Genomic DNA, 26,878 nt, shown 5'->3' on the forward strand with positions numbered 1-26,878 from the left:
GCGCGGGATAGCATTCGCGTCCCAGTGCGGCAACCATATTGCGGTATTTTAACGAGGCTTCTTCACGTCAAGCTGATTTCACGGCGGCTGAAAACGCGCTACCCAAACCGGAAGATCAGAAGAGGTACTAAAGCGTATGGCCCCGACACTGCTTTCGTCTGCGACCGTGCCACGCCGCGGGGCTCTCCGGCGGCTTAGCCTTCGACGGCTCGCGGCCTGGGTGATGGCCGCGGCAACGAATCGCAACGGCGCGTCGGCGTTTGTCTTCGGCTTTGCCATGCTCCATACGCTGTTCTGGACTGTGATCCTGATCAATCTCAAGGCAGCGCAAGACGTCCATATGGACGTCGCCGAAGCGTTCGCCTGGGGACAGAAATTCCAGCTCGGCTACGGCAAGCATCCGCCGCTGGCGGGTTGGATCGCCGGTCTCTGGTTCGACATGTTCCCGGTGGCCGATTGGGCTACCTATCTGCTGGCGATGACGACGCTGTCGATCGGGCTTGTGATCTCATGGCTGATCGCGATCAGGGTGGTGGATTATCGCCGGGCGTTTTTCGTCGTGGTGATGCTAGCGATCTATCCGATCTTCAATTTCAAAGGCTTCAAGTTCAATCCGGATCTGCTGCAACTCGTCGCGCTGCCGCTTCTGGTGCTGGCCTATCTCAACGCATTCGAAAAACGCTCGGCACTCTCGGGCCTCTGGCTTGGGCTTGCCGCCGCATTGGCGCTGATGACCAAATACTGGGTGCTGACCATGATCGGCGCGGTCGGGCTCGCCGCGCTCATTCATCCCGATCGGCTGAAATTCCTGCGGTCGCCGGCGCCCTGGGTTGCGATCGCAGCCGCTGTGGTGGCGATGATTCCGCATCTTCTATGGTTGAAAGAGGTGGACTTTGCGCCGCTGGTCTATGCCGGCGACGTCTACGGGAACAGAACGCGCGCCGAAAGCGCGATGCTGGTTCTCGGTTACGTCGAACATAATCTGGGATTGCTGGTCTTGCCCGTGGTGCTCGCCGGCGTTGCCCTTGTCGGGACCGGTCTGGTGCGCGGGCCGAAGGTCGCGCTGGCGCGCATCTGGTCGCGCGGCGCCAATGCGGGCGTGAACCTGACGCAAGCGCTCAACGTCTGGATCATCCTGATCGTGGTCGCGGTCGGGCCGCCGCTCGGCGGATTGATCTTGTCGGTCTACATGAAGACCGATTGGGGGATCTCGCTGTTCTTCCTGACACCCTTGGCGCTGGTCGCGATTCCGCGCCTGCGCGTGCCCGGCGTCGCTCTGTTCCGGATCACCGCAATCTGGCTGGTGCTGACGCTCGCCACACTCGCCGCCGCGCCCACCATTGCGCTGTACGGGATGACGGACAGTGCGAATGCGGCCTTCAGCTACGGCGCACGCTCGCAGTTGGCGCGCGAATTGACAGGCATATGGCACAACCGTTTCTTTTCGCGCTGGTCTGTGGTTGCCGGTACCACCGAGATCGGCGAGCCCATGACGTTCTATAGCCCCGATCATCCGGCGCCGCTGACGCCGGGCGAAATATGGTCGTCGGGCCTGACTTCGCTGGAGGAAGCCAAACGGCTCGGCTTTATCGGGATTTGCGACACCACGGATAACCGGCTGCCGGAGTGCGAGGCCTGGATGGCCGAGAACGCCAAGGATGCCGAGCAGGTAGCCGTGACCACGCAGCGCTTTTTCAAGGGCCATCCGGGGCCGGCGACGACCTGGAAGATCTATATCGAGCCGCCGGCGAAGTAGCCTTTCACCAAGCGATGGCGATACCAGTTCGTTCCCCGGATGCTGCGCAGCGCCATAAGCGCGTTCACGCGCGTCTTCGACGCGCTATGGCGGTGCGCTGCTGATCCGGGGTCCATCGGTCCCGGTTCTGCGGAGCAGCGTTGCACGCCGCACCGCGCCCGGGACACGCGTCTACGTGTTCTCTTCGTTGAACTTGGCGGCCACGAGTTCGGTGATTGCGTCCAGCGCGGCCTGAGCCTGTCGCCCGGCCGCAGAGACGACGATCGATGTGCCGGGTCCTGCCGACAGCATCATCAGGCCCATGATCGATGTGCCGCCGACAGTCTCGCTGCCCTTGGTCACCCATATTTCGGCTTCGAAGCGCTCGACCATCTGCACGAACTTGGCGGAAGCCCGCGCGTGGAGTCCGCGTTTGTTGATGATCGGGAGTTCGCGGGAAAGTGCGCCTGCCGGGATGTTCGGTCCGGAAGGAGTTTCGGGCGACGCGCCGTCGTCGCTCATTTTCCGGCGAGCACCCGGCTTGCGATGGTCACGTATTTGCGGCCGGCTTCCTGGGCCATGGCAATGGCATCAGGAAGCGTTCGCTCTTCGCGGACCTTGGCAAGCTTGACCAGCATGGGAAGGTTGATGCCTGCGAGCACCTCCACCTTCGGACGGCTCATGCAGGAAATGGCGAGATTCGAAGGCGTGCCGCCGAACATGTCGGTGAGGATCGCGACCCCATCGCCAGTGTCGACGCGGTTCACCGCTTCGATAATGTCGCTGCGGCACAGATCGGAATCATCCTCAGCCCCGATCGTGACGGCTTCGATTTGCTTTTGCGGACCCATGACATGTTCCAGCGCCGCCTTGAATTCGTCGGCAAGGCGCCCATGGGTCACAAGTACTAGACCAATCATCGAGAACTCCTCGCGGGTGCCTTTGGTGCACCGCACGAACGCGCCACTTTGACCATCCAGAGCCCCTACGCAAGAGGGGATCGCCGCATTCTCCGTGAAACTGGTGAAGAGAGAGGGGCGGGCGCCGGTCTATTCGGTGGCGATTGTGAGGGTGATATGGTTACCAAATTCCTTCGAGCAATCCGCTGAAGATGAATTCGCGGTCATTGTAAGGCCGGCAATCACCAGCGGAAGCCCGGAAAATCCCCGTTGAACAGGAATTCTTGGTACCAAAATACCCTTGATCCGGACTTCAAGGGTTTCCGGCGGCGGCAGACGGTCGGCATCGGGCGCGTCGAGGTCCACGACCAGCCCCACGGGAGCCTCCGGGACGAAATCGCAGCGGCGGATTCCCAAACCTCTGACTTCGAGCAGGCCCGCCAGGGCTGGCGCCGGGCATACCATGAGCGCCTTTTCATGAGGCCAGACATGGACGCGGTCGTCGCCGACGAGCCTCGTTGGGGCGATATGGCCCGCACGGCCGGCCAGCAGGAGGTCGAAGGCCAGGCGCGATTTGCCGGAGCCGGATGGTCCGCGAATCAGAACCGCGTGGTCTCCCACCCGCACTGCGGAGGCGTGGATGCTTTTGTCGGTTGCTTCGGTCATGCCAAGGCGGGAAGGCGGACCACAAAGCGGGCGCCGGCCACCGTTGCCTCGCCGTCTTCGCTGAGCGGACCGATGCGGTTCTCAGCCCAGATCTTGCCGCCATGGGCCTCGACGATCTGCTTGGAGATCGACAGGCCGAGTCCCGAATTCTGGCCGAAGCCCTGATGCGGCCGGTCGGTATAAAAACGCTCGAAGATCCGGGAGAGCGCATCCTCGCGAATGCCAGGTCCATCATCGTCGACGACGATTTCCACGTTCGAGCGCACGCGCCGGCACGTGATCCGCACCTTGCTGCCGGCCTCAGAGAACGACTGGGCGTTCGACAGCAAATTGGAGACCACCTGTCCGATCCGTGAATCGTGGCCCGGCACCGAGAAGGTGTCGACGGTGCCCCGGCCTTCGAAGCGCAGCTCGACGCCGATATTGTTGCCGCGCCGGGTCTCATTGGCGACCGACGCCAGGGCGGTGAGGAGGCGGCGAACATCGACCGGCGCCATGTCCTGACGTTGCAACTCGGCATCGAGCCGGCTGGCATCGGAAATGTCTGAGATCAGCCGGTCGAGGCGTTTGACGTCATGCTCGATCACGGCGAGCAGCCGCGAACGGCTGTTGTCGGTGCGGGCAAGGGGGAGGGTTTCAACGGCCGAACGCAGCGACGTCAGCGGATTCTTCAATTCATGGGCGACGTCGGCGGCGAACATCTCGATCGCCTCGATGCGGTTATAAAGCGCGCTTGTCATGTCGCGCAGCGCGCCCGAGAGATGGCCGATTTCGTCGCGACGGCCGGTGAAGTCGGGAATCTCGACGCGGGTGCGGATACGGCGGCGAACCCGTTCGGCGCTGTCGGCGAGCCGGCGCACCGGCCCTGCGATCGTAGAGGCCAGCGCCAGCGACAAGACGATCATGACCGCGGAGGCGACGCCGCCGACCTTCAGAATGGCTAGCCGTTCGGCGGTAACCATCTGATCGATATCGTCACCCTGGGTCGAAAGCATCAACGAGCCGTGGATGGCGCGGAAGCGTTGCACGGGAACTGCGACCGAAACGATCACCTCGCCGCGGTCATTGACGCGCACCATGCTCGTCTTCTGGCCGGTCAGCGATTGCGCCACTTCGGGGTAGCCGTTGCCGTTTTCGGGGCCGAGTTCGGTATAGAGCGGCAGGTCGCCGCGATTGAGCCAGGTCCGGACCGCGATCATCGTGCGTTCGGCAATTCCGGGCTTTTCCACCGAGGGCGGCGGCAACTCGAAGCGGAGCACGTCACCGCGGCCGTAGAGGCTGCGGCTGTCCAGAATGAGCGAACCGTCGCGGTCGTAAATCCGGGCGCGGGTTTTAGTGGGCGAGATCAGCCGGCGCAGCACCGGCGCCACGCGCTCCGGATTGATCGGAAAATCGAGCCCGGAAAACTCGTCCGGCGCGCCGTAGGTTTCGCCGGGCTTCAGGTCCTGCAACCGGTCTGGATCGATGGTGATGGTGTTGGTTTCGACGGTCGCGGAGGCAGCGATCGCACCCGCAATGATTTCGGCCTGTACCAGCAGGCTCTGCGCGCGGGCGTCGATCAGGCCGGCGCGGAATTGCGAGAGATAGAGAATGCTCGCCACCAGCGCGAGCAGGCCGGCGATGTTGAGCGAAACGATGCGCCGCGTGAGGCTGGAAAAACTGAGAGCAAAGAAGAATTGCCCGGCCCGTCGCAACCATCCGAGCGGCTGCCATTCGGCGGCCGGCGGATTTTCGGCGGCAAGGGTATCCATGACGACAGGCGCAGCCTCGTCGGCGCTCAGACTGGCATCAGGCTGCGTTCGATCAAGCAAGGGCCAAAACCGGCGGTTGTTTCAAATGGGCTGTCCGCGATGCCTATCGCGTTCTATCTCAAGTTACACTAGCTCAGGTCATGGGCCGCGTCAGTCGGCAAACCGCGGATGACGCGCCTGTCCCTCAAGCTTCCTTGAAGCGGTATCCGACCCCGTACAGGGTTTCGATCATCTCGAATTCGTCATCCGTGACCTTGAACTTCTTGCGCAGCCGCTTGATGTGGCTGTCGATGGTGCGGTCGTCGACATAGACTTGGTCGTCATAGGCCGCATCCATCAGCGCATTGCGGCTCTTGACGACGCCGGGGCGGGTGGCAAGCGCCTGCAGGATGAGAAATTCGGTCACCGTGAGGGTGACCGGCTCGTTCTTCCAGGTGCAGGTATGACGCTCCGGATCCATCCGCAGCAAGCCACGGTCCAGTGCCTTGGCGTCGGTTTCCTTTGGCACGGCGGTCGGGTCTTTCGGGGACGCACGGCGCAGTACGGCCTTGACACGCTCAACCAGAAGGCGCTGCGAGAACGGCTTGCGGATGAAATCGTCGGCGCCCATTTTGAGGCCGAACAATTCGTCGATTTCCTCGTCCTTGGAGGTCAGGAAAATCACGGGCAAGTCGGATTTTTGCCGCAACCGCCGCAGCGTCTCCATGCCGTCCATGCGCGGCATCTTGATGTCGAGGATGGCAAGGTCCGGCGGACTGGTCCTGAAGCCGTCCAGCGCGGACGCCCCATCCGTGTAGGTCATGATTCGATAGCCTTCGGCTTCGAGCGCAATCGAAACAGAGGTGAGAATGTTGCGGTCATCATCGACCAAGGCAATGGTGGGCATGAGCCTGCTTTCGCACTAACGTTGCTGAAACGGCGGCTAATCGGTTGGTGCGCCGCATAATCGGGCTTCGAACGTGGTCAACGAGCAATGCAAGCTGGGCTGAAGTGTGACCGAGTTCCATGAAAGCGCCACTTAAGTCTAAGGCGCTTCGTCCCTTACGAGCGTTGGTTTACCCGAAAAAAGGCTCCAATTGCAATAGGATGCGAGGAAATAATCGATGCAATTGACCCCGGATTTCGATCCCGCCAAAACGGTTAAATCGCTTTTACGCCGCAGCCGGCAGGGGGCACTGGCGACTTTGATGACCGGAAGCGGCGATCCCTATTGTTCGCTGGTGAATGTGGCAAGCCATCCCGACGGTTCGCCGATTCTGCTGATTTCCCGCCTCGCCCTTCACACCAAAAATCTGCTCGCGGACGCTCGCGTCTCCTTGATGCTGGATGAGCGCGTCGAGGGCGATCCGCTCGAGGGATCGCGAATCATGCTGGCGGGTCACGCCGAGGAAATCACGGCCGATCGCGACCTCGTGCGCCAGCGTTATCTCAACGCCCAGCCTACGGCGGAAGTTTTCGTGGACTTCAAGGATTTTTCGTTCTTTCGAATCCGTCTCGCCGGAACCCATTTGGTGGCCGGATTCGGACGAATCCTGGACCTGCAACCTTCACAGTTTTTGACGGATATTTCGGACGCGAGCGCGCTTCTGGAAGCCGAGCAAAGTGCCGTTGAACATATGAATACCGACCATCAGGAAGCGCTCGGCCTCTATGCCACGCGCCTTCTGGGGGCCTTGCCGGGCGCCTGGCGCTGTGTCGGGATCGATCCCGAAGGGATCGACCTGCAAGCCGGAGCCAACACGCTGCGGCTCGACTTTCCGGAACGGATCACTGGGCCCGGCGACTTGCGCAAAATACTGGTCCGCCTGGCCGACCAGGCGAGGGCCCAAGAGGGCACCTAAGAGAACACCTAAGAGAACACCTCAAGAGAGCGCCCAAGATGGGCCGATGCGGCAGCCAAGGGTAGCCGAGGGTGATTAGGGATAGCCAAGGGTAGCGACTTTGCGTCGCAGCATGCGGCCAAGAGGGCGGACCTGCCTTTTGGGAATAAACCAAATCGGCGGGATCGGCTTGGCAAGGCGTGCGTTCATCAATAATGATCGCGGATATTTTCGTTCGCACGGCCTCGGCCGGGTGGCTATATTCAACAGCCTAAAACCGTGACAGACGCGCGGTTCAAGGCATTCGCGCGATCGAGATAAGCGGGTTCGAGGAGGAGTTTTTCGTGCAAGAGACGGGTCAGCGCAATGGCGCCTTTGGGGCCGACAAGTTCGGCTTAAAAAATCTAAAAGGGGTGCATTGGAACCTCGGCGCTGCGCAGCTTTATCAACACGCGTTGTCGGCAGGCGAAGCCATGCTCTCGGCCGATGGAGCGTTGTGCGCGGATACCGGTGATTTCACCGGCCGCAGCCCGAAGGACAAGTTCACGGTTCGCGATGCCACTACCGACAAGAACATGTGGTGGGCCGGCAATCAGTCGATCACGGCCGAGCAGTTCGAAACGCTGTATGCCGACTTCCTTAAAGCTGCCGAAGGCATGACACTGTTCGCGCAGGACCTCTACGGCGGCGCCGATCCCACCTTCCGGATCAAGACCCGCGTGTTCACCGAACTCGCCTGGCATTCGCTGTTCATCCGCACGCTCTTGATCCGTCCCGAGCAGTCGGAGTTGGCCGGCTTCGCGCCCGAACTCACCATCATCGACCTGCCGAGCTTCCGCGCCGATCCGAAACGTCACGGCGTGCGCTCGGAGAACGTGGTCGCGATCGATTTCGCCCGCAAGCTCGTTCTGATCGGCGGGTCTTATTATGCCGGCGAGATGAAGAAGAGCGTGTTCACGACGCTCAATTACTATCTGCCCGCGCGCGGCGTGATGCCGATGCACTGCTCGGCCAATGTCGGCCCCGCAGGCGACAGCGCGATTTTCTTCGGGCTTTCCGGCACCGGCAAAACCACGTTGTCGGCCGATCCCAAGCGCACGCTGATCGGCGACGATGAGCACGGCTGGGGCACCGACGGCATCTTCAATTTCGAAGGCGGCTGCTATGCCAAGTGCATCAAGCTGTCGGAAGAGGCCGAGCCCGAGATCTATGCCGCCAGCAAGCGCTTCGGCGCGGTGCTCGAGAATGTGGTGCTCGATGAATTCACCCGCGTGCCCGATTTCGACGACGGCTCGAAGACGGAAAACACGCGATCCGCGTATCCGCTCGATTTCATCCCGAATGCTTCAAGAACCGGCCGCGCCGGTCATCCGAAAAACGTGGTGATGCTGGCGGCCGATGCCTTCGGCGTGCTGCCGCCGATCGCAAAGCTGTCGCCGGCGCAGGCGATGTATCACTTCCTGTCGGGCTATACCGCCAAGGTCGCGGGCACGGAGCGTGGTTTGGGTAACGAGCCGCAGCCGGAGTTCTCGACCTGTTTCGGTTCGCCATTCCTGCCGCTCGATCCGTCGGTCTACGGCAACATGCTGCGCGAGCTGATCGCCAAGCACAATGTCGATTGCTGGCTGGTCAACACTGGCTGGACCGGCGGCAAATTCGGTACCGGCTCGCGGATGCCGATCAAGGTGACGCGCGCGCTGCTCACGGCGGCGCTCGACGGCTCCTTGCGCAACGTCGAATTCCGCACCGACAAATACTTCGGCTTTGCGGTGCCGACCGCATTGCCTGGCGTGCCGAGCGACATTCTCGACCCCGTCAACACCTGGAAGGACAGGGCCGAGTTCGACAAGACCGCCCGCGCGCTGGTAGGCATGTTCCAGAAGAACTTCGCCAAGTTCGAAGCCAAGGTCGATGCCGACGTTCGTGCCGCCGCGCCTGAGGTCAAGCTCGCGGCTGAGTAAAAAGCGACGCGGACGAGACGAATTCGGAAGCGCGGTGGGTGACCATCGCGCTTCTTTTCTTGGGCGTGGCCTTTAATGCGCCTCGTCCCAATTGTCAGCGGCGCGGGCATCGACATGCAGCGGCAGCGAGAGCACGACCGCCGGGAACGGTGCGTCCTGCATGACGTGCTGCACCACCGGCAGCGTCGCCGCCACCTCGTTATCAGGCACCTCGAAGATCAGTTCGTCGTGAACCTGTAGCAGCATTTGCGCTGACAGCTTTTTCTCGGCGAGCGCCCCTTCCATCCGGATCATGGCGCGGCGAATGATGTCGGCGGCAGTGCCCTGAAGCCGCGCATTGATTGCGGCACGTTCATTGAAGGAGCGCACCGAGGCATTCGATGCCTTGATATCGGGGTAATGGCACTTCCGGCCGAACAGCGTTTCGACATAACCGTGGGTACGGCAGAAATCACGCGTTGCATCCATGTAAGCGCGAATGCCCGGAAAGCGCTCGAAGTATTTCTTGATGTAGGCGGACGCCTCCTCGCGGGCGATGCCGAGCTGGTTGGCCAGACCAAAGGCCGAGATGCCGTAGATGATGCCGAAGTTGATCGCCTTGGCGCGGCGGCGCACCTCGGCGGGCATGTCCTTGACCGGAACGCCGAACATTTCGGACGCCGTCATGGCGTGAATGTCGAGTCCGTCGCGGAATGCTTGTTTAAGCACTGGAATATCAGCGATCTCCGCGAGCAGCCGCAGCTCGATCTGCGAATAATCCGCCGACACCAGCTTGTGGCCGGGGGAAGCGATGAAGGCGCGGCGGATTTTGCGGCCGTCCTCTGTGCGCACGGGAATGTTTTGCAGGTTCGGTTCGTTCGACGACAGCCGCCCCGTGGTGGTGGCGGCCAGCGCATAGGTCGTGTGCACGCGATGGGTTTCGGGATGCACATGGGTCGGCAGCGCGTCGGTGTAGGTCGATTTCAGCTTCGAGACCTGCCGCCACTCGAGGATCTTTTTCGGGAAGTCGTGGCCTTGTTCGGCCAACTCGTCGAGGATTTGCGCCGAGGTCGACCACGCTCCGGTCTTGGTCTTAGTGCCGCCAGGAATTCCCATCTTGCCGAACAGAATATCGCCGATCTGTTTCGGACTGCCGACATTGACCGGCTCGCCGGCGATCTCCTGGATTTCGGCTTCGACCCGTGCCGCGGTCTGCGCAAAGTCGCCCGACAGGCGCGACAGCACTTGCCTGTCGATCGAGATGCCGCGCCGCTCCATCCGTGCCAGCACGGCCACCAGCGGCCGCTCCAGCAGCTCATAGACCGTCGTCATGCGCTCGGCGACGAGACGCGGCTTGAGCAGACGCCACAGCCGCAAAATCACGTCGGCATCTTCGGCCGAATATTCGGTTGCCCTGTCGATCGCGACCTGATCGAAGCTGAGTTTTCCTTTGCCGCTACCGGTCAATTCGCCATGGCTGATGATGGCGTGGCCGAGCCAGGTCTCTGACAGCGAGTCGAGCCCATGCGCATTTCGGCCGGCGTCGAGCGCATAACTCATGAGCTGCGCGTCGTCGATGTTGCGAAGCGTGATACCGGCCTGCGCCAGCATCACGGCGCCGAACTTGATGTTGAATCCGATCTTGAGGATGCCGGCCGATTCCAACAGCGGTTGCAGCGCTGCGAGCGCGTCCGTCGTCTTGATCTGGTCCGGCGTAAGGCCGGCGGCAAACAGTCCGCTGCCATCGCCGGCCTGTTTGTGCCCGAGCGGAACGTAGCAGGCATCGTTGGGCGCGAGCGCAAGCGCGATGCCGCAGACCTCGGCCTGCATCGGGTCTTCCGAGCTTGCCTTGGCCTCAAATGCGAACTGGCCCGCATCGCGCGCGCGTCCGATCCAGCTCTCCAAATCGGCGACGTTGCGAATGGTCCGGTATTGTTTGCGGTCGACCGGCGTGTTGCGCGCTTCCTCGGCGCGCGCTGCCGCTAACGCCTGTGGCGTGCCCTTGAGGCTCGATGCCTTGTCATCTCTCGCGCCCGGCTTGCCCGCAGCAGTTCGGCCTTTTGGCGAGGGCGGCTTCTGGTCGGCAAACAGATCGCCGCCTTGATGGCGTGAGGGCACGTTGCCGGATTCATCGACTTTCTCGGCAAGCGGAAGCGGCGAAAATACGCCGGCATTTGCCGTAACGTTCGCAGGATCCACTTGCGAATATTCGCCGACGCGGCGGGTGAGGGTGGAAAATTCCATCGCCTTCAAGAACGCGATCAGCTTGCGCGCGTCGGGTTCCTGCACCGCCAGGTCGTCGAGCGGCACATCGAGCTTCACCTTGTCGTCGAGCAATACCAGTTGCCGCGAGATGCGTGCCTTTTCGGCATTCTCGATCAGGGCCTCGCGTCGCTTCGGCTGCTTGATCTCGCCGGCCCGTTTGAGCAGGGTTTCGAGATCGCCATATTCGACGATCAGCTGCGCCGCGGTCTTGATGCCGATGCCGGGAACGCCCGGCACGTTGTCGGTGGAGTCTCCTGCCAGGGCCTGAACCTCGACCACCTTTTCCGGCGGAACGCCGAACTTCTCGATCACTTCGGCAATCCCGATGCGGCGGTCCTTCATGGTGTCGAACATCGTCACTCTGTCGGTGACGAGCTGCATCAAATCCTTGTCGGAGGACACGATGGTGGTCGTGGCACCGCGTTCGCCGGCCTCCCGCGCATAAGTGGCGATCAGATCGTCGGCCTCGAAGCCGATCTGCTCGAGACAGGGCAGATCGAAGGCGCGCACCGCATCGCGGATAAGTGCGAATTGCGGAATCAGATCGTCGGGCGCCGGCGGGCGGTGAGCTTTGTAGTCGGGATAAAGCTTGTTGCGAAACGTGACTTCGGACTTGTCGAAAATGATCGCGAGATGGGTCGGCCGGTTATCCGGGGGCATGTCGCGCAACAGCTTCCAGAGCATGTTGCAGAAACCGAGCACGGCGTTGACTTGCAAGCCGTCGGATTTGCGATTGAGCGGCGGCAGCGCGTGATACGCACGAAAAATATAGGAGGAACCGTCGACCAGGAATACATGGTCGCCCTTCTTGAGGGCTTTGGCGGCAACAGGCTTGGGGGCGGCGGCTTGCGGTGAGGATTTCGGCATGGCCGCAATGTAGGGATTTTTGCTGCCGTTGACACCCGGTTCAGTGCGGCCGCACACGGGATTTTTCGCTTGTCCGGATGATTAATCAGGACGATTTCAGGCAGCTCACCAGGAACTCCATGACGGCTCGGACCGCAGGCGCGCGGCGAAGGTCGCGGTGAACCAGCAGCCAGACATCACGGCCGACCTCCTTCTCGCCGCTCTCATAGCGTTCGAGCCGCGGGTCGCCCTCGCCGAGGAAATGCGGCAACGCCGCCAGACCCAAACCGGCGCGCGCTGCCGCCGCCTGATTTTCCAGATCGCTGGTGCGGAGCACGATGTCGCGATTTCCGGCGATCGTCTTGAGCCACTGCTGTTGCGGCGCTTCCTCCATGCTGGTGTCGTAGGCGATAAAGGTAAAAGCGTGCGGCGGCGTTTCCTTGAGATAAGACGGCGCGCCATAAAGACTGAAGCCGAAATGGCCGATCCGGCGTGCAATCAGTCCCGGCTCGGACGGCCGCGACAGACGGAGCGCAATATCGGCCTCGCGGCGGCTGAGCGAAGCGCTGCGCTTTTCCCCGATTAGCTTGATCAGGATGCCCGGATGCTGCCGCCGCAGCGTGATCAGCCTTGGCGCCACCAGTGCATTGGCGAGCGATGGCGGTGCGCTGATCGAAACTTCGCCGCTGATGCCGGGCTTGGCGGCCTGCATGGCGCGCTCGACGCCAAAGGCGGCTTCTTCCATCGTCGATGCGGCCGCGGCGATTCGCCGGCCGTCCTCGGTCAGGGCATAGCTTCGCGCGCGCCGGTCGACCAGTTTAAGCGCGGTGGCGGCTTCCAGCGCGGCGACCCGCCGGGCGACCGTGACGTGGTCGACGCCAAGGGCGCGGGCCGCGGCTGAAAGCGTGCCCTCGCGCGCCAGCACGACGAAATGATGCAGGTCGGTCCAGTCGAGCATTGTGCAAAATCTCACAACATAGATTCCGATTTGGGCAATTTCGCATATCTCTAACCGTTGCCATACTCCTTGCGAGGCAAAAAAGGAGCAATCGCTATGGCGGATATCGTCAGATTGAAGGCGCCCGGAGGCGCAGAGCAGCTTGAGTTGGCGCAAATCGAGCTGCTGCCGCCCGCCGCGGGCGAAATCCGGCTTCGCCAGACCGCTGTCGGCGTCAACTTCATCGACATCTATCAGCGGCTCGGGCTGTATGGGTTGCCCGATGCGAAAATTCCTGGCGTCGAGGCCGTTGGTGTCATCAGCGCCGTTGGCGCGGACGTGAACGGGCTCAAGGTCGGCGATCGCGTCGCCTATGCCGGCGCTCCGGTCGGGGCCTATGCGTCGGAACGCAATCTGCCGGCATGGCGGGCGGTCAATCTGCCGGACAGGCTTTCCGACGCGGTCGTGGCGTCGTCTTTCGTCAAGGGCATCACTGCGCACATGCTGCTCAACCGAACCTATCCGGTCGCTCGCGGGACGGTGCTGTTGGTCCACAGCGCCGCCGGCGGCCTTGGGCAATTGTTGACGCGCTGGGCGAGCCATCTCGGCGCGACCGTGATCGGCACCGTCGGGTCGGAAGCCAAGGCCGAGATTGCGCGCCGGGCCGGCGCGCGGCATGTGATCGTCGGCCGCGACGCCGATTTTGCGCGGATCGTTGGAGAACTGACGGGGAAGCGCGGCGTCGACGTCGCCTATGACGGCGTTGGTGGCACGACGCTGGTAAAGACACTTGGATGCGTGCGGCCGTTTGGCGTGGTGGCGAGCATCGGCCAGGCGGCCGGACCTATTTCCCCCGTCAATCTCGAAGATCTCGGGCCGCGCCGCAGCCTCTCGCTCGCGCGGCCGAGCGTGATGGCTTACCTGAATGAGACCGAGACCTATCATTCGGCTGCGAAGGCCGTGCTGGCAGGAATCGAGGACGGCGTACTCAGCGTTGCCGGACAATCCTATCCTTTGAGCGAAGCCGCGCGCGCCCATGCCGATCTGGAGGCCGGCGTGACCTCCGGTGCACTTTTTCTAACGGTGTAAGATTAGTCCGCGACCCGAAGGCGGTGATCGCTGGGGAATTGGTTGCATCGACGTCCGTTCCGTGACCCTGTGCCGGCAGGGTGGACTTGAAAGGACTGGTCATGACCGCGGCACTCGACGATTTGATGGAAAAGCTGCGGTCAGTCGAAGCCGAGATCGAGTCGGAACTGGCCAGACGACGAGAGGAACTGCGCTTCCGGATCGAAAATCGTCGGATCGTGTTCGAGAAGGAGGTGTTGCGGATTCATGGCGAACTCAAGACGCGGGCGGCAAGGTATCTGATCGACGCCAACCCGTTGATGATACTGACGTCGCCGGTGATCTATTCGCTCATCATCCCGATCGCGCTGCTCGACGTCTGGATCATGGCGTATCAAGCGATCTGCTTTCCGGTCTATAAAATTCCGAAAGTGCGTCGCCGCGACTATCTCGTGTTCGACCGCCATCATCTGGCCTATCTCAACGTCATCGAAAAGATCAATTGCGCCTATTGCTCCTACGCCAACGGCGCTATCGCGTTCATGCGAGAGGTTGCCGCGCGTACTGAAATCTACTGGTGCCCGATCAAGCACGCCCGCCGGATACTCGGCCCGCACCCTCACTACCAGGGTTTTGCGGATTTTGGCGATGCGGAAGGCTTTCGTGAGAAGCTTGCCGAGATGCAGGGTGGCGTGAAGATCGCGGGAACGTAAGCTTTCTGCGCGCTATTCCGCTGCCTGTAGCGCGGGGCCTGCTTTCTTCGGCGCGATCCAGAACGCATCGGGCCGCTCGAACAGGAAGTTGGCCCCGAACCTGATCGCGGCCTGCCAGATCGCGAGCGCGCCGAATAGGGCGACCAGCGTGACCGTCAGCGACACCACGCCGACATCGTGGATCATGCCGGTGCGCAGTAGAAGCGTCCTTGTCGCCGCCATGGGCAGGAAGAAAGCGAGGTAGATCACGATCGAATGCTCACCGCAGAAGCGGATGAAGTCGAGCCACTTTGCCCGCGCCAGCAAGGTTGCGACCGTGACGACGGCGCAGGCGCCGGCCAATCCCAGGATCAGCGAAATCACGGGCCACTCGCTGACACCGGATTTCACGAGGCCCGCGTTGGCGATTGCCCAGATTGCCAGCGTGGCAAGCGCTAGGCTCGGCACCGTCCGCGCACGGTTAGACAGCGCGAACACCGCATCGGTAAACAGATAGCCGGTGTAGAAATACACAAAGCGCGCGCCGAACTCGTCGATCGCGGTCCAGCCGGTCGAAAAATGAGCCATCTCCAGCACAGCCGCAAAGCTCCAGATCAGAAGCGGTGGCAGGCGCCGCGTCACCTTCGTGACCACGAAGAAGATAGGCAACAGGTAGATGAACCAGAGCGTGCCGAACGGCTCGATGAAGGACTCCAGATAAAGATATCCGGCATGGGCCCAGCTGGACTCGGCGGCAAAGCCGGGCGCCTTGAAGCCGAATTGAATGGTCACCCAGAGCACGTAGAAATAGGCGAAATGCACCACCTTGCGGTCGAGATAAGTCCGCCAGCTGCGATCGATGACAAGGGGCAGGAACAGTCCGGAAATCAGGAAGAAATCCGGCATCCGGAACGGCTTGGCGAAGGTGACGAAAAGGTGCATGGAACCGGTCTCGCCGGCGGCCAATTCCACCCCCAGCACCGAATGCATCATCACCACCATGATAATGCAGATGCCCTTGGCGTAATCGACCCAGTCGACCCGGCGGGAGAAGGCAGGTCCGCCCGTTTGGGCAACGGCAGATGTGCCGTTTGGTGTCATGGCGATCCCTTTCCGGAACGGCTTTGTTGCATCATCGGCCGTATCCGTTTCATTCTCCTTTATTCACGCAAATGACATGCCATTGTCATGGGGGCCCTCGGTTTTCTGTTTGTGTCAAATGCTCTAAGACGTTCTCACGAATCGTCCCGTTAACCATTTTCGACAGGTTTCCAAATGCATATCGCCATGATCGGCACAGGCTATGTGGGGTTGGTGTCAGGCGCCTGCTTTGCGGATTTCGGTCATCAAGTCACCTGCGTCGACAAGGATGAGAGCAAGATCGCCGCGCTTCACCGTGGCGAAATTCCCATCTTTGAGCCGGGGCTCGATGCGCTCGTTGCCTCGAACGTGAAGGCCGGACGGCTGAATTTCACGACCGAACTGGCGACGCCCGTGGCCGAAGCCGATGCGGTCTTCATCGCGGTCGGCACTCCATCGCGGCGCGGCGACGGTCATGCCGATCTCAGCTATGTGCATGCGGCCGCGCGTGAGATCGCCCTTTCGCTGAAGGGGTTTACCGTCGTGGTCACCAAGTCGACCGTGCCGGTTGGCACCGGCGACGAGGTCGAACGCCTGATCCACGAGGCCAATCCTTCCGCCGACGTCGCGGTCGCCTCCAACCCGGAGTTCCTGCGCGAGGGTGCCGCGATCCGCGATTTCAAGTTCCCGGACCGCATCGTGATCGGCACCTCGGACGAGCGCGCCCGCAAGGTGATGAACGATATCTACCGGCCGTTGTCGCTCAACCAGGGACCGCTGATGTTCACCGCCCGGCGCACGGCGGAACTGATCAAATACGCGGCCAACGCCTTTCTCGCCACCAAGATCACCTTTATCAACGAGATGGCGGATCTTTCCGAAAAAGTCGGCGCCAATGTGCAGGAGGTGGCGCGTGGCATCGGGCTCGACAACCGCATCGGCACCAAGTTCCTGCACGCAGGCCCGGGCTTCGGCGGCTCGTGCTTCCCGAAGGATACCCGCGCGCTGGTGAAAATCGCGCTCGACCACGACGTCCCCTTGCGCATCGTCGAGGCGGTGCTTGCGGTCAATGACAATCGCAAGCGCGCGATGGCGCGCAAGGTTTCCAGCGCTGTCGGCGGCAGCCTGCGCGGCAAGACGATCGCCGTGCTCGGTCTCACCTTCAAGCCCGACACCGACGATATGCGTGAGGCGCCGTCGATTCCGCTGGTGACGGGGTTGCTCGACATGGGCGCCAAAGTGCGCGCGCACGATCCGGTCGGCATGGAGGCCGCGCGCCGCGAATTGCCCGACATCGAATATTGCGACGATCCGTATCTCTGCGCACGCGGCGCCGACGCTTTGGTGGTGGTGACCGAGTGGACGCAATACCGCGGCCTCGATCTCGAGCGTCTCAAGAGCGAACTCGCCCATCCCGTCGTGGTCGATCTGCGCAATGTCTATCGGCCTGAGGACATGGCGGCGCACGGCTTTATTTACGAAAGCGTCGGCCGGCCGGCTGAGCAGGTCTGAGTCTGTTGTCATTCCCCGCGGCTGCGGGGTATCCAGTCATCGCCTGCATTTACGCGCGATGACGGAATAGAGATTTGCCCCGCATTTTCGACACGCCGCTTCCCATCGACGCCGTGCTGGACGATCTGGCGAAAACGCTCGATGTCCACAACGCCGCTGTGCTGGTCGCGCCGCCCGGCGCCGGCAAGACCACGCGGGTGCCGCTGGCTTTGCTGGATGCGCCCTGGGCTCGGGCTAAGAAGATCATCGTGCTGGAGCCGCGACGGATCGCGGCGCGCGCCAGCGCCGAGCGCATGGCGCATACGCTTTCCGAAAGGGTCGGCGAAACCGTCGGTTACCGCGTCCGCTTTGGCTCCAAAATCTCGCGCGCCACCCGGATCGAGGTCGTCACCGAGGGGATTTTTTCCCGCCAGATTCTCGATGATCCGGAATTGAACGGCGTCGCCGCGGTGCTGTTCGACGAATTCCACGAACGATCGCTCGATGCGGATTTGGGGCTTGCGCTGGCGCGCGACGCACAAACCGGGCTGCGCGAGGATTTGCGTATCCTGGTGATGTCGGCCACGCTCGACGGTGCGCGGGTCGCCAAATTGCTCGGCGAGGCGCCGGTGGTGGCGAGCGAAGGCCGCGCCTTCCCTGTCGAGACGCGCTATCTCGGCCGCAAGGCCGATGCGCCGGTCGAGCGGCAGATGGCGGATGCGATTGCAACTGCGTTGCGCGCCGATCCCGGTTCGGTGCTGGCTTTCCTGCCGGGAGCGGCGGAAATCCGTCGCACGCAAAATTTTCTCGCCGAGAGAATCCACGACGCTTCGATTGAAATCGTGCCGCTGTTTGGCGCGCTCGATGCCTCGGTGCAGGACCGCGCGATCGCGCCGCCACCAAAGGGGCATCGCAAGGTCGTGCTCGCAACCTCGATCGCCGAGACTTCGCTGACGATCGAGGGCGTGCGCATCGTCGTCGATTCCGGTCTTGCGCGGGTGCCGCGCTACGAGCCCGATATCGGACTGACGCGGCTTGAAACCGTGCGGGCCTCGCGCGCGGCGGTCGATCAGCGCCGCGGCCGCGCCGGCCGCACCGAACCCGGCGTGTGTTACCGGCTGTGGGATGAGCCGCAGACGGCTTCACTCGCGGCCTATACCCAGCCTGAAATTCTCAGCGCCGATCTGTCGTCACTGGTACTGGATCTCGCGCAATGGGGCGTCAGCGATTCCGCAAGTCTTGCTTTTCTCGATGCCCCTCCCGCGCCCGCTTTGAAGGAGGCGCGAGAACTGTTGCGCGAACTCGGCGCGCTCGACGGGGGAGGGCAGATCACCGACGAAGGGCGTAGCTTGCGAGCGCTCGCATTGCCGCCGCGACTGGCGCGGATGATTGTGGACTCGCATCGTCTCGGCGCTGGCCGCGCCGCCGCCGATATCGCGGCGGTCCTGACCGAGCGCGGGCTTGGCGGCGACCACGTCGATCTCGATGTCCGGTTGGACGGGTTTCGCCGCGATCGATCGCAACGCGCCGAGGCTGCGCGCGACCAAGCGCAGCGCTGGGCGTCTAAAGTGGCGGCAGATAATAAAGCCACCGTCACGCGCGACGATGATCCCTCCAACGGCATCATGCTGGCGCTCGCGTTCCCCGACCGTGTCGCCAAGAACCGCGGCAATGGCAGTTTTGTTTTGGCCAACGGGCGCGGCGCGGCCCTTGAGCCAACCGCGGCGCTATCGCGAGCGCCTTATATCGCAGTCGCCGAACTTACCGGCACCGCCATGCAGGGGCGAATCCTGTTGGCCGCGCCGATCACGCAAGCCGAGATCGAGACGCAATTCGCTGATCAAATCGAAATGACCGACGAGATTTCCTTCGATCGCGGCGCCATGGCGTTGCGGGCGCGGCGCAAGAAGACCTTGCATGCGATCACGCTGTCGGAGGCGCCGATGGCAATCGAGCCCTCGGAACAGACCGCGAAGGTTTTCGCCGATGGTTTGACCGCGGCGGGAATCGATCAGTTGCCGTGGTCGAAACCGATCAAGCAATGGCGCGACCGCGTGATGTTCTTGCGCGCCGCCGAGGGCGCAGCTTCCGAAAATCCGTGGCCGGATTTGTCGGATAACGCGCTCATTGCCCGACGCGAGAGCTGGCTAGTGCCGGCGCTGCTCGACAAGACGTCGCTAAAGTCTTTCTCTGCGGGCGATCTGTCGGACGCCTTGCAAGCCCTGTTGCCGTGGGCCTTGCGCGCGCGGCTCGATCGGGAAGCGCCGACGCATTTCGAGGCGCCGACGGGCACGCAGCTTGCGATCGACTACGAAGCCGAGCAGGGGCCGACCATTGCGGTGCGGCTGCAGGAATTGTTCGGGTTGACCAGCCATCCCTCGATTGCCAGAGGCGCCATCCCGCTGGTGCTGGAGTTGCTGTCGCCGGCGCATCGTCCGGTGCAGGTGACGCGCGATCTGCCGGGCTTCTGGCGCGGCAGCTATGCGGGCGTGCGCTCCGATCTGCGCGGGCGCTATCCGCGCCATCCCTGGCCGGAAGATCCGGCGAGCGCGACGCCAACGCGCCGCGTCAAACCCAAAGGGACGTGACAAGGGAACTCAAGAAGCGGACATAACGGCCGGCCGCGGATTCGTTAACCCTTCGCTCATCCTTTTCGTAAAAATTCCCGTCCGCGTGGCGGGCCGCCAGTCGAAGTTTCGTCGTGACCGTGATGGAGTGGGCTGGTGCGGCGACCATGCGATCGAGAGTGGCGTGATGCGTAACATTATGATCTTTGCGGCGATCATGATCGGGCTTGGCACCTTCATGGCGCAGATAGCCGACAAGATGGCGCCCACGCCTGCTTCCGCAACCCCGTCGGTACGTTTGGCGGTGACGCCCGACACGACGTCCGACGCCGGCCTTCGCATCATCATCATTCCCCGTGACGGCCGCGGTCATTTCGCGACAGAGGGGCGGATCGACGGCCAGCGCATTGCCTTCATGGTCGACACCGGCGCTTCCGTCATTGCGCTGAATGAAAGTTCGGCGGCACGGTTCGGCTTGCGTCCGTCGCGCAACGACTATCGGGCGACGGTGACGACGGCTAACGGTACCGTGAAGGCGGCGCCGGCGAGATTGGCCATGGTCGAACTCGGCGGTCTCGTCGTACGCGACGTCGATGCCATGGTGTTGCCGGACGAGGCGCTGTCGGAAAACCTGCTCGGCCTGTCGTTCCTGTCGAAGTTAAGACGGTTCGAATACGCCAACGGCAAGATGGTGCTTGAGCAGTAACCGTCATTTTCGTGGGCCTCGGCTCTTAAGCTTTTTTCGAATTTGCCGCAATTAACCCAATGCGGCGGCGGTTTCCGCCTTCCGTTGGGCCCGCGCATTCGCTATGGCTTCGGCCATATCGTTAAATGTTTGCAAGGTCGGTCAATGTTTCCAAAACCCAAGCCCGTATTGGTTCCCAACACCTACGCTTTCGAGTCAGAGCCGATGGTGAAGGCGACCGGCTTTCGCGAGTACGACGCCCGCTGGCTGTTCGGCAAGGAAATCAACCTGATGGGCATTCAGGCGCTCGGCATGGGGCTGGGTGCGCTGATCGCCGAACTCGGTGTCAAGCAGGAGGTCGTGACCGGTCACGATTTCCGCGGCTATTCGGCTTCGATCAAATACGCGCTGATCTCGGGGTTGCAGGCCGCGGGCTGCCGGGTTCATGACATCGGGCTTGCAATGACGCCGATGGCTTATTTTGCGCAATTCGAACTCGACGTGCCTTGTGTGGCGATGGTCACGGCCTCGCATAACGACAATGGCTGGACCGGCGTCAAGATGGGCGCCAACCGTCCGCTCACCTTCGGGCCCGACGAGATGAGCCGTCTCAAACAGATCGTGCTCAACGCCGAGTTCAAGAATAAAGTCGGCGGCTCCTACGAGTTCCACGAAAACTTTCCGGCGCGCTACATCGCCGACCTGACCAAGCGCCCCAAACTCAAGCGCAAGCTGAAGGCCGTGGTCGCCTGCGGCAACGGCACCGCGGGCGCATTCGCGCCGCAGGTGATGGCGGCGATCGGTTGCGAAGTGATTCCGCTCGATACCGAACTCGACTACACCTTTCCGAAATACAATCCCAATCCCGAAGACATGGAGATGCTGCACGCGATCCGCGACGCGGTTTTCGAGCACAAGGCCGACGTCGGTCTGGGTTTTGACGGCGACGGCGATCGTTGTGGCGTCGTTGACAACACGGGAGAAGAGATTTTTGCCGACAAGGTCGGCGTCATGCTGGCGCGCGACATGTCGGCGATCCACAAGGACGCGCAGTTCGTCGTCGATGTGAAATCGACCGGACTTTTTGTCACGGATCCTGTGCTGCAGAAACAGGGCGCGAAAACCACCTATTGGAAGACCGGCCATTCCTACATGAAGCGCCGCACCCATGAATTGGGTGCACTGGCGGGCTTCGAGAAGTCAGGCCACTTCTTCTTCAACAAGCCGTACGGCCGCGGTTACGATGATGGGCTGGTTTCGGCGATTGCGGTCTGCGATATGCTTGATCGCGCGCCGGGCAAGTCGATGGCCGATCTGAAGAACGATCTGCCGAAGACCTGGTCATCGCCGACCATGTCGCCGCATTGTGCTGACGAGACCAAGTATGGCGTCGTCGATCAGGTGGTGAAGCATTTCGAAAGGCTGCAACAGCGGGGCGGGAAAGTCGCGGGCCAGAAGGTTCGCGACCTTGTCACCGTCAATGGTGTGCGCGTCACCGTCGAGGACGGCAGCTGGGGCCTGGTGCGGGCTTCCTCCAACAAACCGGAGCTTGTGGTGGTCGTCGAAAGCCCGGTCTCGGAACAGCGGATGCGAGATATGTTCGAGGCGATGGATTCCGTGCTGCGCATCCATCCGGAAGTCGGCGAATATAACCAGAAGATTTGAGGTCTTGCCTCTCGCTCAGCCGGAGCGGAACGAGAGCGTGTCGCTTTACCTTGCAACCCTTAGCGAGCCGAGGAAATGATCGACCTCGGACTTCAGCTGTTCGGACTGCGACGACAGGCCATTGGCGGCGTTGAGAAGGCGGCCGGTCGCGACGCCAGCTTCATTGGAAGCATGGGTGACGCTGTGGATGTTGCCGCTGACTTCCCTGGTGCCGTCGGCCGCCTGAAGCACGTTGCCGGCGATTTCGCGCGTTGCCGCGCCTTGCTGATCGACCGAAATCGCGATCTGGCTGGATATCTCATCGATCTGCGCAATGGTGCCCACGATGGTCTGGATCGCGTCGACCGCATCGCCAGTCGCGCTCTGGATGCTTTGGATCTGCGCGGAAATCTCTTCGGTCGCCTTCGCGGTCTGGTTCGCCAATGCCTTCACCTCGCTCGCGACCACGGCAAATCCCCTGCCGTGTTCGCCGGCGCGCGCCGCTTCGATGGTGGCGTTCAAGGCCAGCAGGTTGGTCTGGCTTGCGATGTTTTGGATAAGCGTCACGACCTCGCCGATCTTCTGGGTGCCGCTTGCCAATCCCTCGACCACGGCGTTGGTGCGTTTTGCCTCTTCGGCCGCCTTGCCGGCGATCTCGGCCGAACGCGTGACTTGCTTGGCGATCTCGCCGATTGACGCCGTCAGTTCTTCGGTGGCCGCGGCGACCGTCTCGACATTGGTCGAGGCGCGCGTCGATGCGGCAGCAGCAGCGGTTGCTTGCTCGGCCGTGGCACGGCTGTTGCCGCTGATGGTGGTTGAAAGCTGCTGGATGTCCTGTGCCGCCACGGCGACGGACTCGACAATGTGCCCGATGGTGCGCTCGAAGCCGGACGCGAGTTCGCGCCTGGCGCCGTCCCGATCCTGCTTGGCGCGCGTCTCGATCTCGACGCGCTCGGCATTGGCGTGGACCTCGGCGGCACTTGCCGCTTCGGCTTCCGCGGTTTTCTTCGCCGCGGTATCGAACAGGTTCGCGAGTTTATGGGCGAGCGCGATCAAGACGCCGGCCTCAATGATGAGAATAACCGCGTGAAGCACCACGCGCCCGAAATCGGCCCCGCCGGGATAGATTGCCGCCGGCAGCAGAAAATTCAGCGTCAGGTGATGCAATGCGACCGCAACCGTGCCGGCAACGATGGGCCGGTAGTCGCAATAGGCGACAAGGCAAGCCAAGGCGGCGAAGAAATACATGTGCATGTCGATTTGCCAGGCATGGCCGGCAAGCTGATAGGTGAAGACCGAAACATCGGCCATCAGCGCCACGGCAAATATTAGCCGTGTCGAGAGCTCATTGCCCGTGGTGTGCCACGACAGCGTTGCGGCACCCGCCATGGCCGTCGTGAAGATAACGGGAAACAACCAGTCCCCGCCACGCATCATGCCGATGGCGAGGCAAATCGGAACATGCAGCCAGAGCAGCGTGAGCAAGGCCCGGCTGGTCGTTTCGCGCAATGTCTTCAAATCATGGCTTTCAATGTTCATTTTTAAAATCCTTCACCCCTTCAGGGCCAGGCAGGCCGCAACGGCCTGTGGGTCGATGGCAATCCAGGCACCGGCGTCATGCAGCCGGGTCAGTCCGGCCTGCTCATCAGGCCGCACGACCAGAACGGCCGGGATCGCGGTGGTTCTCACAAATGCGGCGTTGGCGGAGGCCGCGGCCTGGAGCGCCTGTTGCGCGCTCCACCAGGGCGGAAACACCACCGCAACCACTTCGGTACCCGGACGGGCTTGAAAGGAAAGCGCGGCGATAAAAATCCAGCTCGAAAGCAACAGGATGGCAGCGTTCAACCACGCAGGCCACCGGCAGGTGCTATTTCTGCTTTCGTGCCCCATTTCCGAAAAACTATCGGAGCAAAGCTAATTACCGGTAAACTTATTTTATCGGCGCCAGAAATTCTTCAAATAAGACAATGGGTTGTATTATCGTCGTAGGAAACGTGAAAGTTGTCGACCGCCCGGGGAAGCAAGCTAAATATCGGCCTGGCGGCGCGGCCGGGGAGCCTCGCCGGCTAGTTCGCCGGTACCGGAAGTGCCGTCACCGACTTGATTTTTTCCATGGCAAAGCGCGACGTCACGTTCTTCAGCGGCACCGCGCTGATCAGCTTTTTGTAAAACACGTCGTAGCTCTGCATGTCGGCGGCGACGACCCGCAACATGTAATCGACGTCCCCTGCCATCCGGTAAAATTCCATCACCTCCGGCATTGCAGAAACCGCTTCGGCGAATTTCTGCAACCAGGCCTCGGAGTGGTCGGCGCTTTCGACCGACACGAACACGCTGATGCCGAGCCCGATCTTGTTCTGATCGACCAGCGCCACCCGGCGCAGAATTACGCCATCGGCCTCCAGCCGCTGGATTCGCTTCCAGCAAGGCGTCGAGGAAAGTCCGACGCGGTCGCCGATCTCGGCAACCGAGAGCGAAGCGTCCTGTTGCAGCACGGTGAGGATCTTGCGGTCGATGGCATCGAGCCTGCGGTTGGCTTCGGTGGGGGCGTGAACGGCTAGGTCGGTCATGTCAGAAGAACTTTCTTCCAATTATAAGGGCTGACGCCCTCATATAGAGAAAAATCTTCTAGTTCAAGCCCGTTTTTCCAGCAGGGTCATCGGGAGGGCGACCGCTTCTGGCTCAAAAGCGCTTCAACTTCAGCACGTTGCGGCGCCGCGAAGGCCCCACCGAAGCGGGTGCATTTCAGCGCGGCGGCGGCGGAGGCGAACCGGAGCGCGGCGCGCAAATCCTGGTTTTCGGTGATCGCCAGCGCAAAAGCGCCATGGAAAACGTCGCCCGCGCCCAGCGTATCCACAGTGTGCACCGGGAAGGCCGGCGTCTGTTGCAAGTTATGTTGCTCGTCGAGCCAGATCGTCCCCTGTGCCCCGCGGGTGCCTGCGAGGAAGGAAGGGGTCAGCTTGGCGATCTTCTTCAGCGCCTCGCCGTCGTCGGTGACGTCTGCCGTCTCCTGCAACGGCTCGCTGGAGAAAATCAGATGCGATGATGCCGTGAGCAGGCCTTCACGCAGCGACATGGCGCGATCGACATCGACGATCACGGGAATGCCGCGCCGTGTCGCTTCGGCGCAGAGATCAGTGCAGAAGGTGGCGCACCGGCTCTCGGTCAGGATGGCATCGCAGTCTTCCAGCAACAGATCGTGATCGGGCAAATGGACATTCCACAATTCCGGGTCGCGGAAGGTGACGATAGTGCGCTCGCCGCTCGGGTCGATCATGATGTTGGAGATCGGCGTCACCAGGCCCGGCATGTGGACGAGGTGCTTGGTCTCGATGCCTTCTTCCGCCATCTTCTCGTAGATGTACCGGGACGTCGTTTCCTTCTCGTCCCCCATCGGCCCGCAGATCGAGGCGCGACCGCCGAGCCGCGCGATCCCGATCGCGCCGTTGAGCGCGTTGCCGCCGCAAATTTCGTCAAAATGGGTGGCGTTTTCCTTGGAGCCGCGCGCCGGCAGTCCGTGCACGCGAAACGTCAGATCGCGCACCGGCATGCCGATGCAGAGAATCCGCGGAGAGTGCTTCCCCGCGACAAGCGGGGTTGAAGTGGCGTCGGTCATGCTGATTCCGGGGTATTGGCGATTGGAGGCCTAACGAAAGTAGCCATTGAGGGTTCCGCAAGTGGCCCGATTCTAACATTCGCATACCTCTAGCGGCGAGGCACTTTTGCGAATATTAGAATCATAGGACCACTAGCAAATATGATTTTTAGTGGAGTTTAGGATTTGACATTCGCCTGACGAGCAAGCGGCTGGGTGGGGCGAATGTCAAATCCGCTCCACTATACCGGATGATCTGCCCCATCCCGGACCCAGCGCCCGAGCAAATGGTGCGCGATGGCAAACGGGTGCGGACCGGCGAGCCCGTCGGGATGTTCCCGCCTGATCATCAAGGTCGCCTCCGCGCGATCGAACCAGCGCGCATCTTCGAGTTCCGCGTGATCGACGACAATATCCTCGTTCAAGGCGCGCGCGGTGCATCCGATCATCAAGGACGAAGGGTAAGGCCAGGGCTGCGTCATATAATATTGGACGTCGGTGCAGCGGATGCCGGATTCTTCGAAGATCTCGCGGCGAACCGCATCCTCAATCGTCTCGGCCGCTTCGACGAAACCGGCAAGGCAGGAATACATGCCCGGCAGGAAGTGCTTCTGACGGCCGAGCAAAACCTTGTCGCCAAAAGCCACCAGCATGATGACGACCGGGTCGGTGCGCGGAAAATGCTCGACCTTGCAGTTGGGGCAATCGCGCTTCCAGCCTCCCTCTTTCATCGCGGTGCGGGTACCGCAATTGGCGCAGTAGCCGTGCCGCTGATGCCAGTTCACCATCGACTTCGCCATGGCGATCGCCGACAACTCGTTGGCGGGGACCTCGCCGTGCATCGCCATGCCGCGCAATTCGTTCACCGCGGCGTCGTCGCGCGTCAAGAGTTGCTCGACCGCCGCCGGCGAGATGCCCATGCCGAAGATCGGCGCCTGATCGCGAAGCCCTAAAAAAATCGTGCCAGGATTGGCGCCGAACTTCAAAGCCTCCGCGATGCTCAACAGCGCGCGGGGTCCGGTCGCTTCGCGCCTCACCACCAGCGAATCCCGGTAGACCACATAGGCGCGTGCGTCCGGGTGGTTTTCCAGCGCCAGCAATTTCGCCTCGTCGCCACGCAAATGGGCGGCACGATCGAGGATATCCGAGACGAAACCCGGCTGCCCCAATGGAAATGAATCGAATGCGTTCATGTGT

22 protein-coding genes are annotated in these 26,878 nt (G+C 62.0%); 9 read left to right on the plus strand and 13 right to left on the minus strand.

What is annotated here, in order from left to right:
* Positions 1 to 136: 136 nt before the first annotated feature.
* A complete protein-coding gene (locus ABSE61_RS15490) occupies positions 137 to 1,756 on the plus strand; it encodes a glycosyltransferase family 39 protein (RefSeq protein WP_423872003.1) in 1,620 nt (539 codons plus the stop codon).
* A 171-nt stretch (positions 1,757 to 1,927) separates the two neighbouring features.
* On the opposite strand, the gene ABSE61_RS15495 is transcribed toward ABSE61_RS15490, so the two are convergent.
* The 5 genes from ABSE61_RS15495 to ABSE61_RS15515 all read right to left on the minus strand — a co-directional run bounded on the left by ABSE61_RS15495 (position 1,928) and on the right by ABSE61_RS15515 (position 5,937).
* Positions 1,928 to 2,257, minus strand: coding sequence for an HPr family phosphocarrier protein (locus tag ABSE61_RS15495; protein ID WP_423872004.1), 330 nt, complete (start codon positions 2,255 to 2,257; stop codon positions 1,928 to 1,930).
* Positions 2,254 to 2,655, minus strand: a complete 402-nt coding sequence (locus ABSE61_RS15500; protein WP_265080527.1) for a PTS sugar transporter subunit IIA — start codon at positions 2,653 to 2,655, stop codon at positions 2,254 to 2,256. Before ABSE61_RS15500 ends, ABSE61_RS15495 begins: the two co-directional genes overlap by 4 nt.
* Before the next feature lie 129 nt (positions 2,656 to 2,784).
* On the minus strand, positions 2,785 to 3,300 hold the full coding sequence (locus ABSE61_RS15505) for an HPr kinase/phosphorylase (protein WP_423872005.1): 516 nt from the start codon (positions 3,298 to 3,300) through the stop codon (positions 2,785 to 2,787).
* Positions 3,297 to 5,051, minus strand: a complete 1,755-nt coding sequence (locus tag ABSE61_RS15510; RefSeq protein ID WP_423872046.1) for a stimulus-sensing domain-containing protein — start codon at positions 5,049 to 5,051, stop codon at positions 3,297 to 3,299. The genes ABSE61_RS15505 and ABSE61_RS15510 overlap by 4 nt, the downstream gene beginning before the upstream one ends.
* A gap of 184 nt (positions 5,052 to 5,235) precedes the next feature.
* Complete coding sequence (locus ABSE61_RS15515) at positions 5,236 to 5,937, minus strand: response regulator transcription factor (protein ID WP_423872006.1); 702 nt, start codon at positions 5,935 to 5,937, stop codon at positions 5,236 to 5,238.
* A gap of 217 nt (positions 5,938 to 6,154) precedes the next feature.
* Between ABSE61_RS15515 and ABSE61_RS15520 the strand changes: the two genes are divergently transcribed.
* Positions 6,155 to 6,892, plus strand: coding sequence for a HugZ family pyridoxamine 5'-phosphate oxidase (locus ABSE61_RS15520; RefSeq protein WP_423872007.1), 738 nt, complete (start codon positions 6,155 to 6,157; stop codon positions 6,890 to 6,892).
* A gap of 323 nt (positions 6,893 to 7,215) precedes the next feature.
* The gene (locus tag ABSE61_RS15525) at positions 7,216 to 8,832 is read left to right on the plus strand and encodes a phosphoenolpyruvate carboxykinase (RefSeq protein WP_423872008.1); all 1,617 of its coding nucleotides are present in this window, start codon (positions 7,216 to 7,218) and stop codon (positions 8,830 to 8,832) included.
* Positions 8,833 to 8,904: 72 nt separating this feature from the next.
* Here the strand turns inward: ABSE61_RS15525 and polA are convergent, their stop codons facing one another.
* Both polA and ABSE61_RS15535 read right to left on the minus strand, forming a co-directional pair.
* Positions 8,905 to 11,943 (minus strand): DNA polymerase I, encoded by a 3,039-nt coding sequence (gene polA / locus ABSE61_RS15530; protein WP_423872047.1) that lies wholly within the window; start codon positions 11,941 to 11,943, stop codon positions 8,905 to 8,907.
* 85 nt (positions 11,944 to 12,028) lie between these two features.
* The gene (locus ABSE61_RS15535; protein ID WP_423872009.1) at positions 12,029 to 12,880 is read right to left on the minus strand and encodes a LysR family transcriptional regulator; all 852 of its coding nucleotides are present in this window, start codon (positions 12,878 to 12,880) and stop codon (positions 12,029 to 12,031) included.
* Between the two features lie 96 nt (positions 12,881 to 12,976).
* Here ABSE61_RS15535 and ABSE61_RS15540 point away from each other — a divergent pair, with 96 nt between their 5' ends.
* Together ABSE61_RS15540 and ABSE61_RS15545 are read left to right on the plus strand one after the other, a co-directional pair.
* Positions 12,977 to 13,948: a quinone oxidoreductase family protein gene (locus ABSE61_RS15540; RefSeq protein ID WP_423872010.1), complete on the plus strand. Its 972-nt coding sequence runs from the start codon at positions 12,977 to 12,979 to the stop codon at positions 13,946 to 13,948.
* Between the two features lie 101 nt (positions 13,949 to 14,049).
* Complete coding sequence (locus ABSE61_RS15545) at positions 14,050 to 14,640, plus strand: hypothetical protein (RefSeq protein ID WP_423872011.1); 591 nt, start codon at positions 14,050 to 14,052, stop codon at positions 14,638 to 14,640.
* Between the two features lie 12 nt (positions 14,641 to 14,652).
* Here ABSE61_RS15545 and ABSE61_RS15550 read toward each other — a convergent pair whose 3' ends face one another.
* Positions 14,653 to 15,720, minus strand: a complete 1,068-nt coding sequence (locus ABSE61_RS15550; RefSeq protein WP_423872012.1) for an acyltransferase family protein — start codon at positions 15,718 to 15,720, stop codon at positions 14,653 to 14,655.
* Positions 15,721 to 15,894: 174 nt separating this feature from the next.
* On the opposite strand from ABSE61_RS15550, the gene ABSE61_RS15555 reads away from it, so the two are divergent.
* The 4 genes from ABSE61_RS15555 (at position 15,895) to ABSE61_RS15570 (ending at position 22,107) form a co-directional block, all read left to right on the plus strand.
* Positions 15,895 to 17,211, plus strand: a complete 1,317-nt coding sequence (locus ABSE61_RS15555) for a UDP-glucose dehydrogenase family protein (RefSeq protein ID WP_423872013.1) — start codon at positions 15,895 to 15,897, stop codon at positions 17,209 to 17,211.
* Between the two features lie 74 nt (positions 17,212 to 17,285).
* Complete coding sequence (gene hrpB, locus ABSE61_RS15560) at positions 17,286 to 19,778, plus strand: ATP-dependent helicase HrpB (RefSeq protein ID WP_423872014.1); 2,493 nt, start codon at positions 17,286 to 17,288, stop codon at positions 19,776 to 19,778.
* 166 nt (positions 19,779 to 19,944) lie between these two features.
* Positions 19,945 to 20,463, plus strand: coding sequence for a TIGR02281 family clan AA aspartic protease (locus ABSE61_RS15565; protein WP_423872015.1), 519 nt, complete (start codon positions 19,945 to 19,947; stop codon positions 20,461 to 20,463).
* Between the two features lie 144 nt (positions 20,464 to 20,607).
* Positions 20,608 to 22,107 (plus strand): phosphomannomutase/phosphoglucomutase, encoded by a 1,500-nt coding sequence (locus ABSE61_RS15570; protein ID WP_423872016.1) that lies wholly within the window; start codon positions 20,608 to 20,610, stop codon positions 22,105 to 22,107.
* 45 nt (positions 22,108 to 22,152) lie between these two features.
* Here ABSE61_RS15570 and ABSE61_RS15575 read toward each other — a convergent pair whose 3' ends face one another.
* The 5 genes from ABSE61_RS15575 to nudC all read right to left on the minus strand — a co-directional run bounded on the left by ABSE61_RS15575 (position 22,153) and on the right by nudC (position 26,874).
* On the minus strand, positions 22,153 to 23,625 hold the full coding sequence (locus ABSE61_RS15575) for a methyl-accepting chemotaxis protein (protein ID WP_423872017.1): 1,473 nt from the start codon (positions 23,623 to 23,625) through the stop codon (positions 22,153 to 22,155).
* 12 nt (positions 23,626 to 23,637) lie between these two features.
* A complete protein-coding gene (locus tag ABSE61_RS15580) occupies positions 23,638 to 23,931 on the minus strand; it encodes a hypothetical protein (protein WP_423872018.1) in 294 nt (97 codons plus the stop codon).
* 221 nt (positions 23,932 to 24,152) lie between these two features.
* Positions 24,153 to 24,656, minus strand: a complete 504-nt coding sequence (locus tag ABSE61_RS15585; protein WP_423872019.1) for an Lrp/AsnC family transcriptional regulator — start codon at positions 24,654 to 24,656, stop codon at positions 24,153 to 24,155.
* Between the two features lie 86 nt (positions 24,657 to 24,742).
* The gene (locus ABSE61_RS15590) at positions 24,743 to 25,702 is read right to left on the minus strand and encodes a sugar kinase (protein WP_423872020.1); all 960 of its coding nucleotides are present in this window, start codon (positions 25,700 to 25,702) and stop codon (positions 24,743 to 24,745) included.
* Between the two features lie 221 nt (positions 25,703 to 25,923).
* Positions 25,924 to 26,874, minus strand: a complete 951-nt coding sequence (nudC, locus tag ABSE61_RS15595) for an NAD(+) diphosphatase (RefSeq protein ID WP_423872021.1) — start codon at positions 26,872 to 26,874, stop codon at positions 25,924 to 25,926.
* Positions 26,875 to 26,878 lie beyond the last annotated feature (4 nt).

This window comes from Bradyrhizobium sp., from assembly GCF_049519115.1.
Classification (GTDB): domain Bacteria; phylum Pseudomonadota; class Alphaproteobacteria; order Rhizobiales; family Xanthobacteraceae; genus Bradyrhizobium.

What these genes read in the sequence shown, in the direction of transcription:
- ABSE61_RS15490 (WP_423872003.1), top strand. Translation starts at nt 137, where the DNA reads ATGGCCCCGACACTGCTTTCGTCTGCGACCGTGCCACGCCGCGGGGCT.
- ABSE61_RS15495 (WP_423872004.1), bottom strand. Translation starts at nt 2,257, where the DNA reads ATGAGCGACGACGGCGCGTCGCCCGAAACTCCTTCCGGACCGAACATC.
- ABSE61_RS15500 (WP_265080527.1), bottom strand. Translation starts at nt 2,655, where the DNA reads ATGATTGGTCTAGTACTTGTGACCCATGGGCGCCTTGCCGACGAATTC.
- ABSE61_RS15505 (WP_423872005.1), bottom strand. Translation starts at nt 3,300, where the DNA reads ATGACCGAAGCAACCGACAAAAGCATCCACGCCTCCGCAGTGCGGGTG.
- ABSE61_RS15510 (WP_423872046.1), bottom strand. Translation starts at nt 5,051, where the DNA reads ATGGATACCCTTGCCGCCGAAAATCCGCCGGCCGCCGAATGGCAGCCG.
- ABSE61_RS15515 (WP_423872006.1), bottom strand. Translation starts at nt 5,937, where the DNA reads ATGCCCACCATTGCCTTGGTCGATGATGACCGCAACATTCTCACCTCT.
- ABSE61_RS15520 (WP_423872007.1), top strand. Translation starts at nt 6,155, where the DNA reads ATGCAATTGACCCCGGATTTCGATCCCGCCAAAACGGTTAAATCGCTT.
- polA (WP_423872047.1), bottom strand. Translation starts at nt 11,943, where the DNA reads ATGCCGAAATCCTCACCGCAAGCCGCCGCCCCCAAGCCTGTTGCCGCC.
- ABSE61_RS15535 (WP_423872009.1), bottom strand. Translation starts at nt 12,880, where the DNA reads ATGCTCGACTGGACCGACCTGCATCATTTCGTCGTGCTGGCGCGCGAG.
- ABSE61_RS15540 (WP_423872010.1), top strand. Translation starts at nt 12,977, where the DNA reads ATGGCGGATATCGTCAGATTGAAGGCGCCCGGAGGCGCAGAGCAGCTT.
- ABSE61_RS15545 (WP_423872011.1), top strand. Translation starts at nt 14,050, where the DNA reads ATGACCGCGGCACTCGACGATTTGATGGAAAAGCTGCGGTCAGTCGAA.
- ABSE61_RS15550 (WP_423872012.1), bottom strand. Translation starts at nt 15,720, where the DNA reads ATGACACCAAACGGCACATCTGCCGTTGCCCAAACGGGCGGACCTGCC.
- ABSE61_RS15555 (WP_423872013.1), top strand. Translation starts at nt 15,895, where the DNA reads ATGCATATCGCCATGATCGGCACAGGCTATGTGGGGTTGGTGTCAGGC.
- ABSE61_RS15565 (WP_423872015.1), top strand. Translation starts at nt 19,945, where the DNA reads ATGCGTAACATTATGATCTTTGCGGCGATCATGATCGGGCTTGGCACC.
- ABSE61_RS15570 (WP_423872016.1), top strand. Translation starts at nt 20,608, where the DNA reads ATGTTTCCAAAACCCAAGCCCGTATTGGTTCCCAACACCTACGCTTTC.
- ABSE61_RS15575 (WP_423872017.1), bottom strand. Translation starts at nt 23,625, where the DNA reads ATGAACATTGAAAGCCATGATTTGAAGACATTGCGCGAAACGACCAGC.
- ABSE61_RS15585 (WP_423872019.1), bottom strand. Translation starts at nt 24,656, where the DNA reads ATGACCGACCTAGCCGTTCACGCCCCCACCGAAGCCAACCGCAGGCTC.
- ABSE61_RS15590 (WP_423872020.1), bottom strand. Translation starts at nt 25,702, where the DNA reads ATGACCGACGCCACTTCAACCCCGCTTGTCGCGGGGAAGCACTCTCCG.
- nudC (WP_423872021.1), bottom strand. Translation starts at nt 26,874, where the DNA reads ATGAACGCATTCGATTCATTTCCATTGGGGCAGCCGGGTTTCGTCTCG.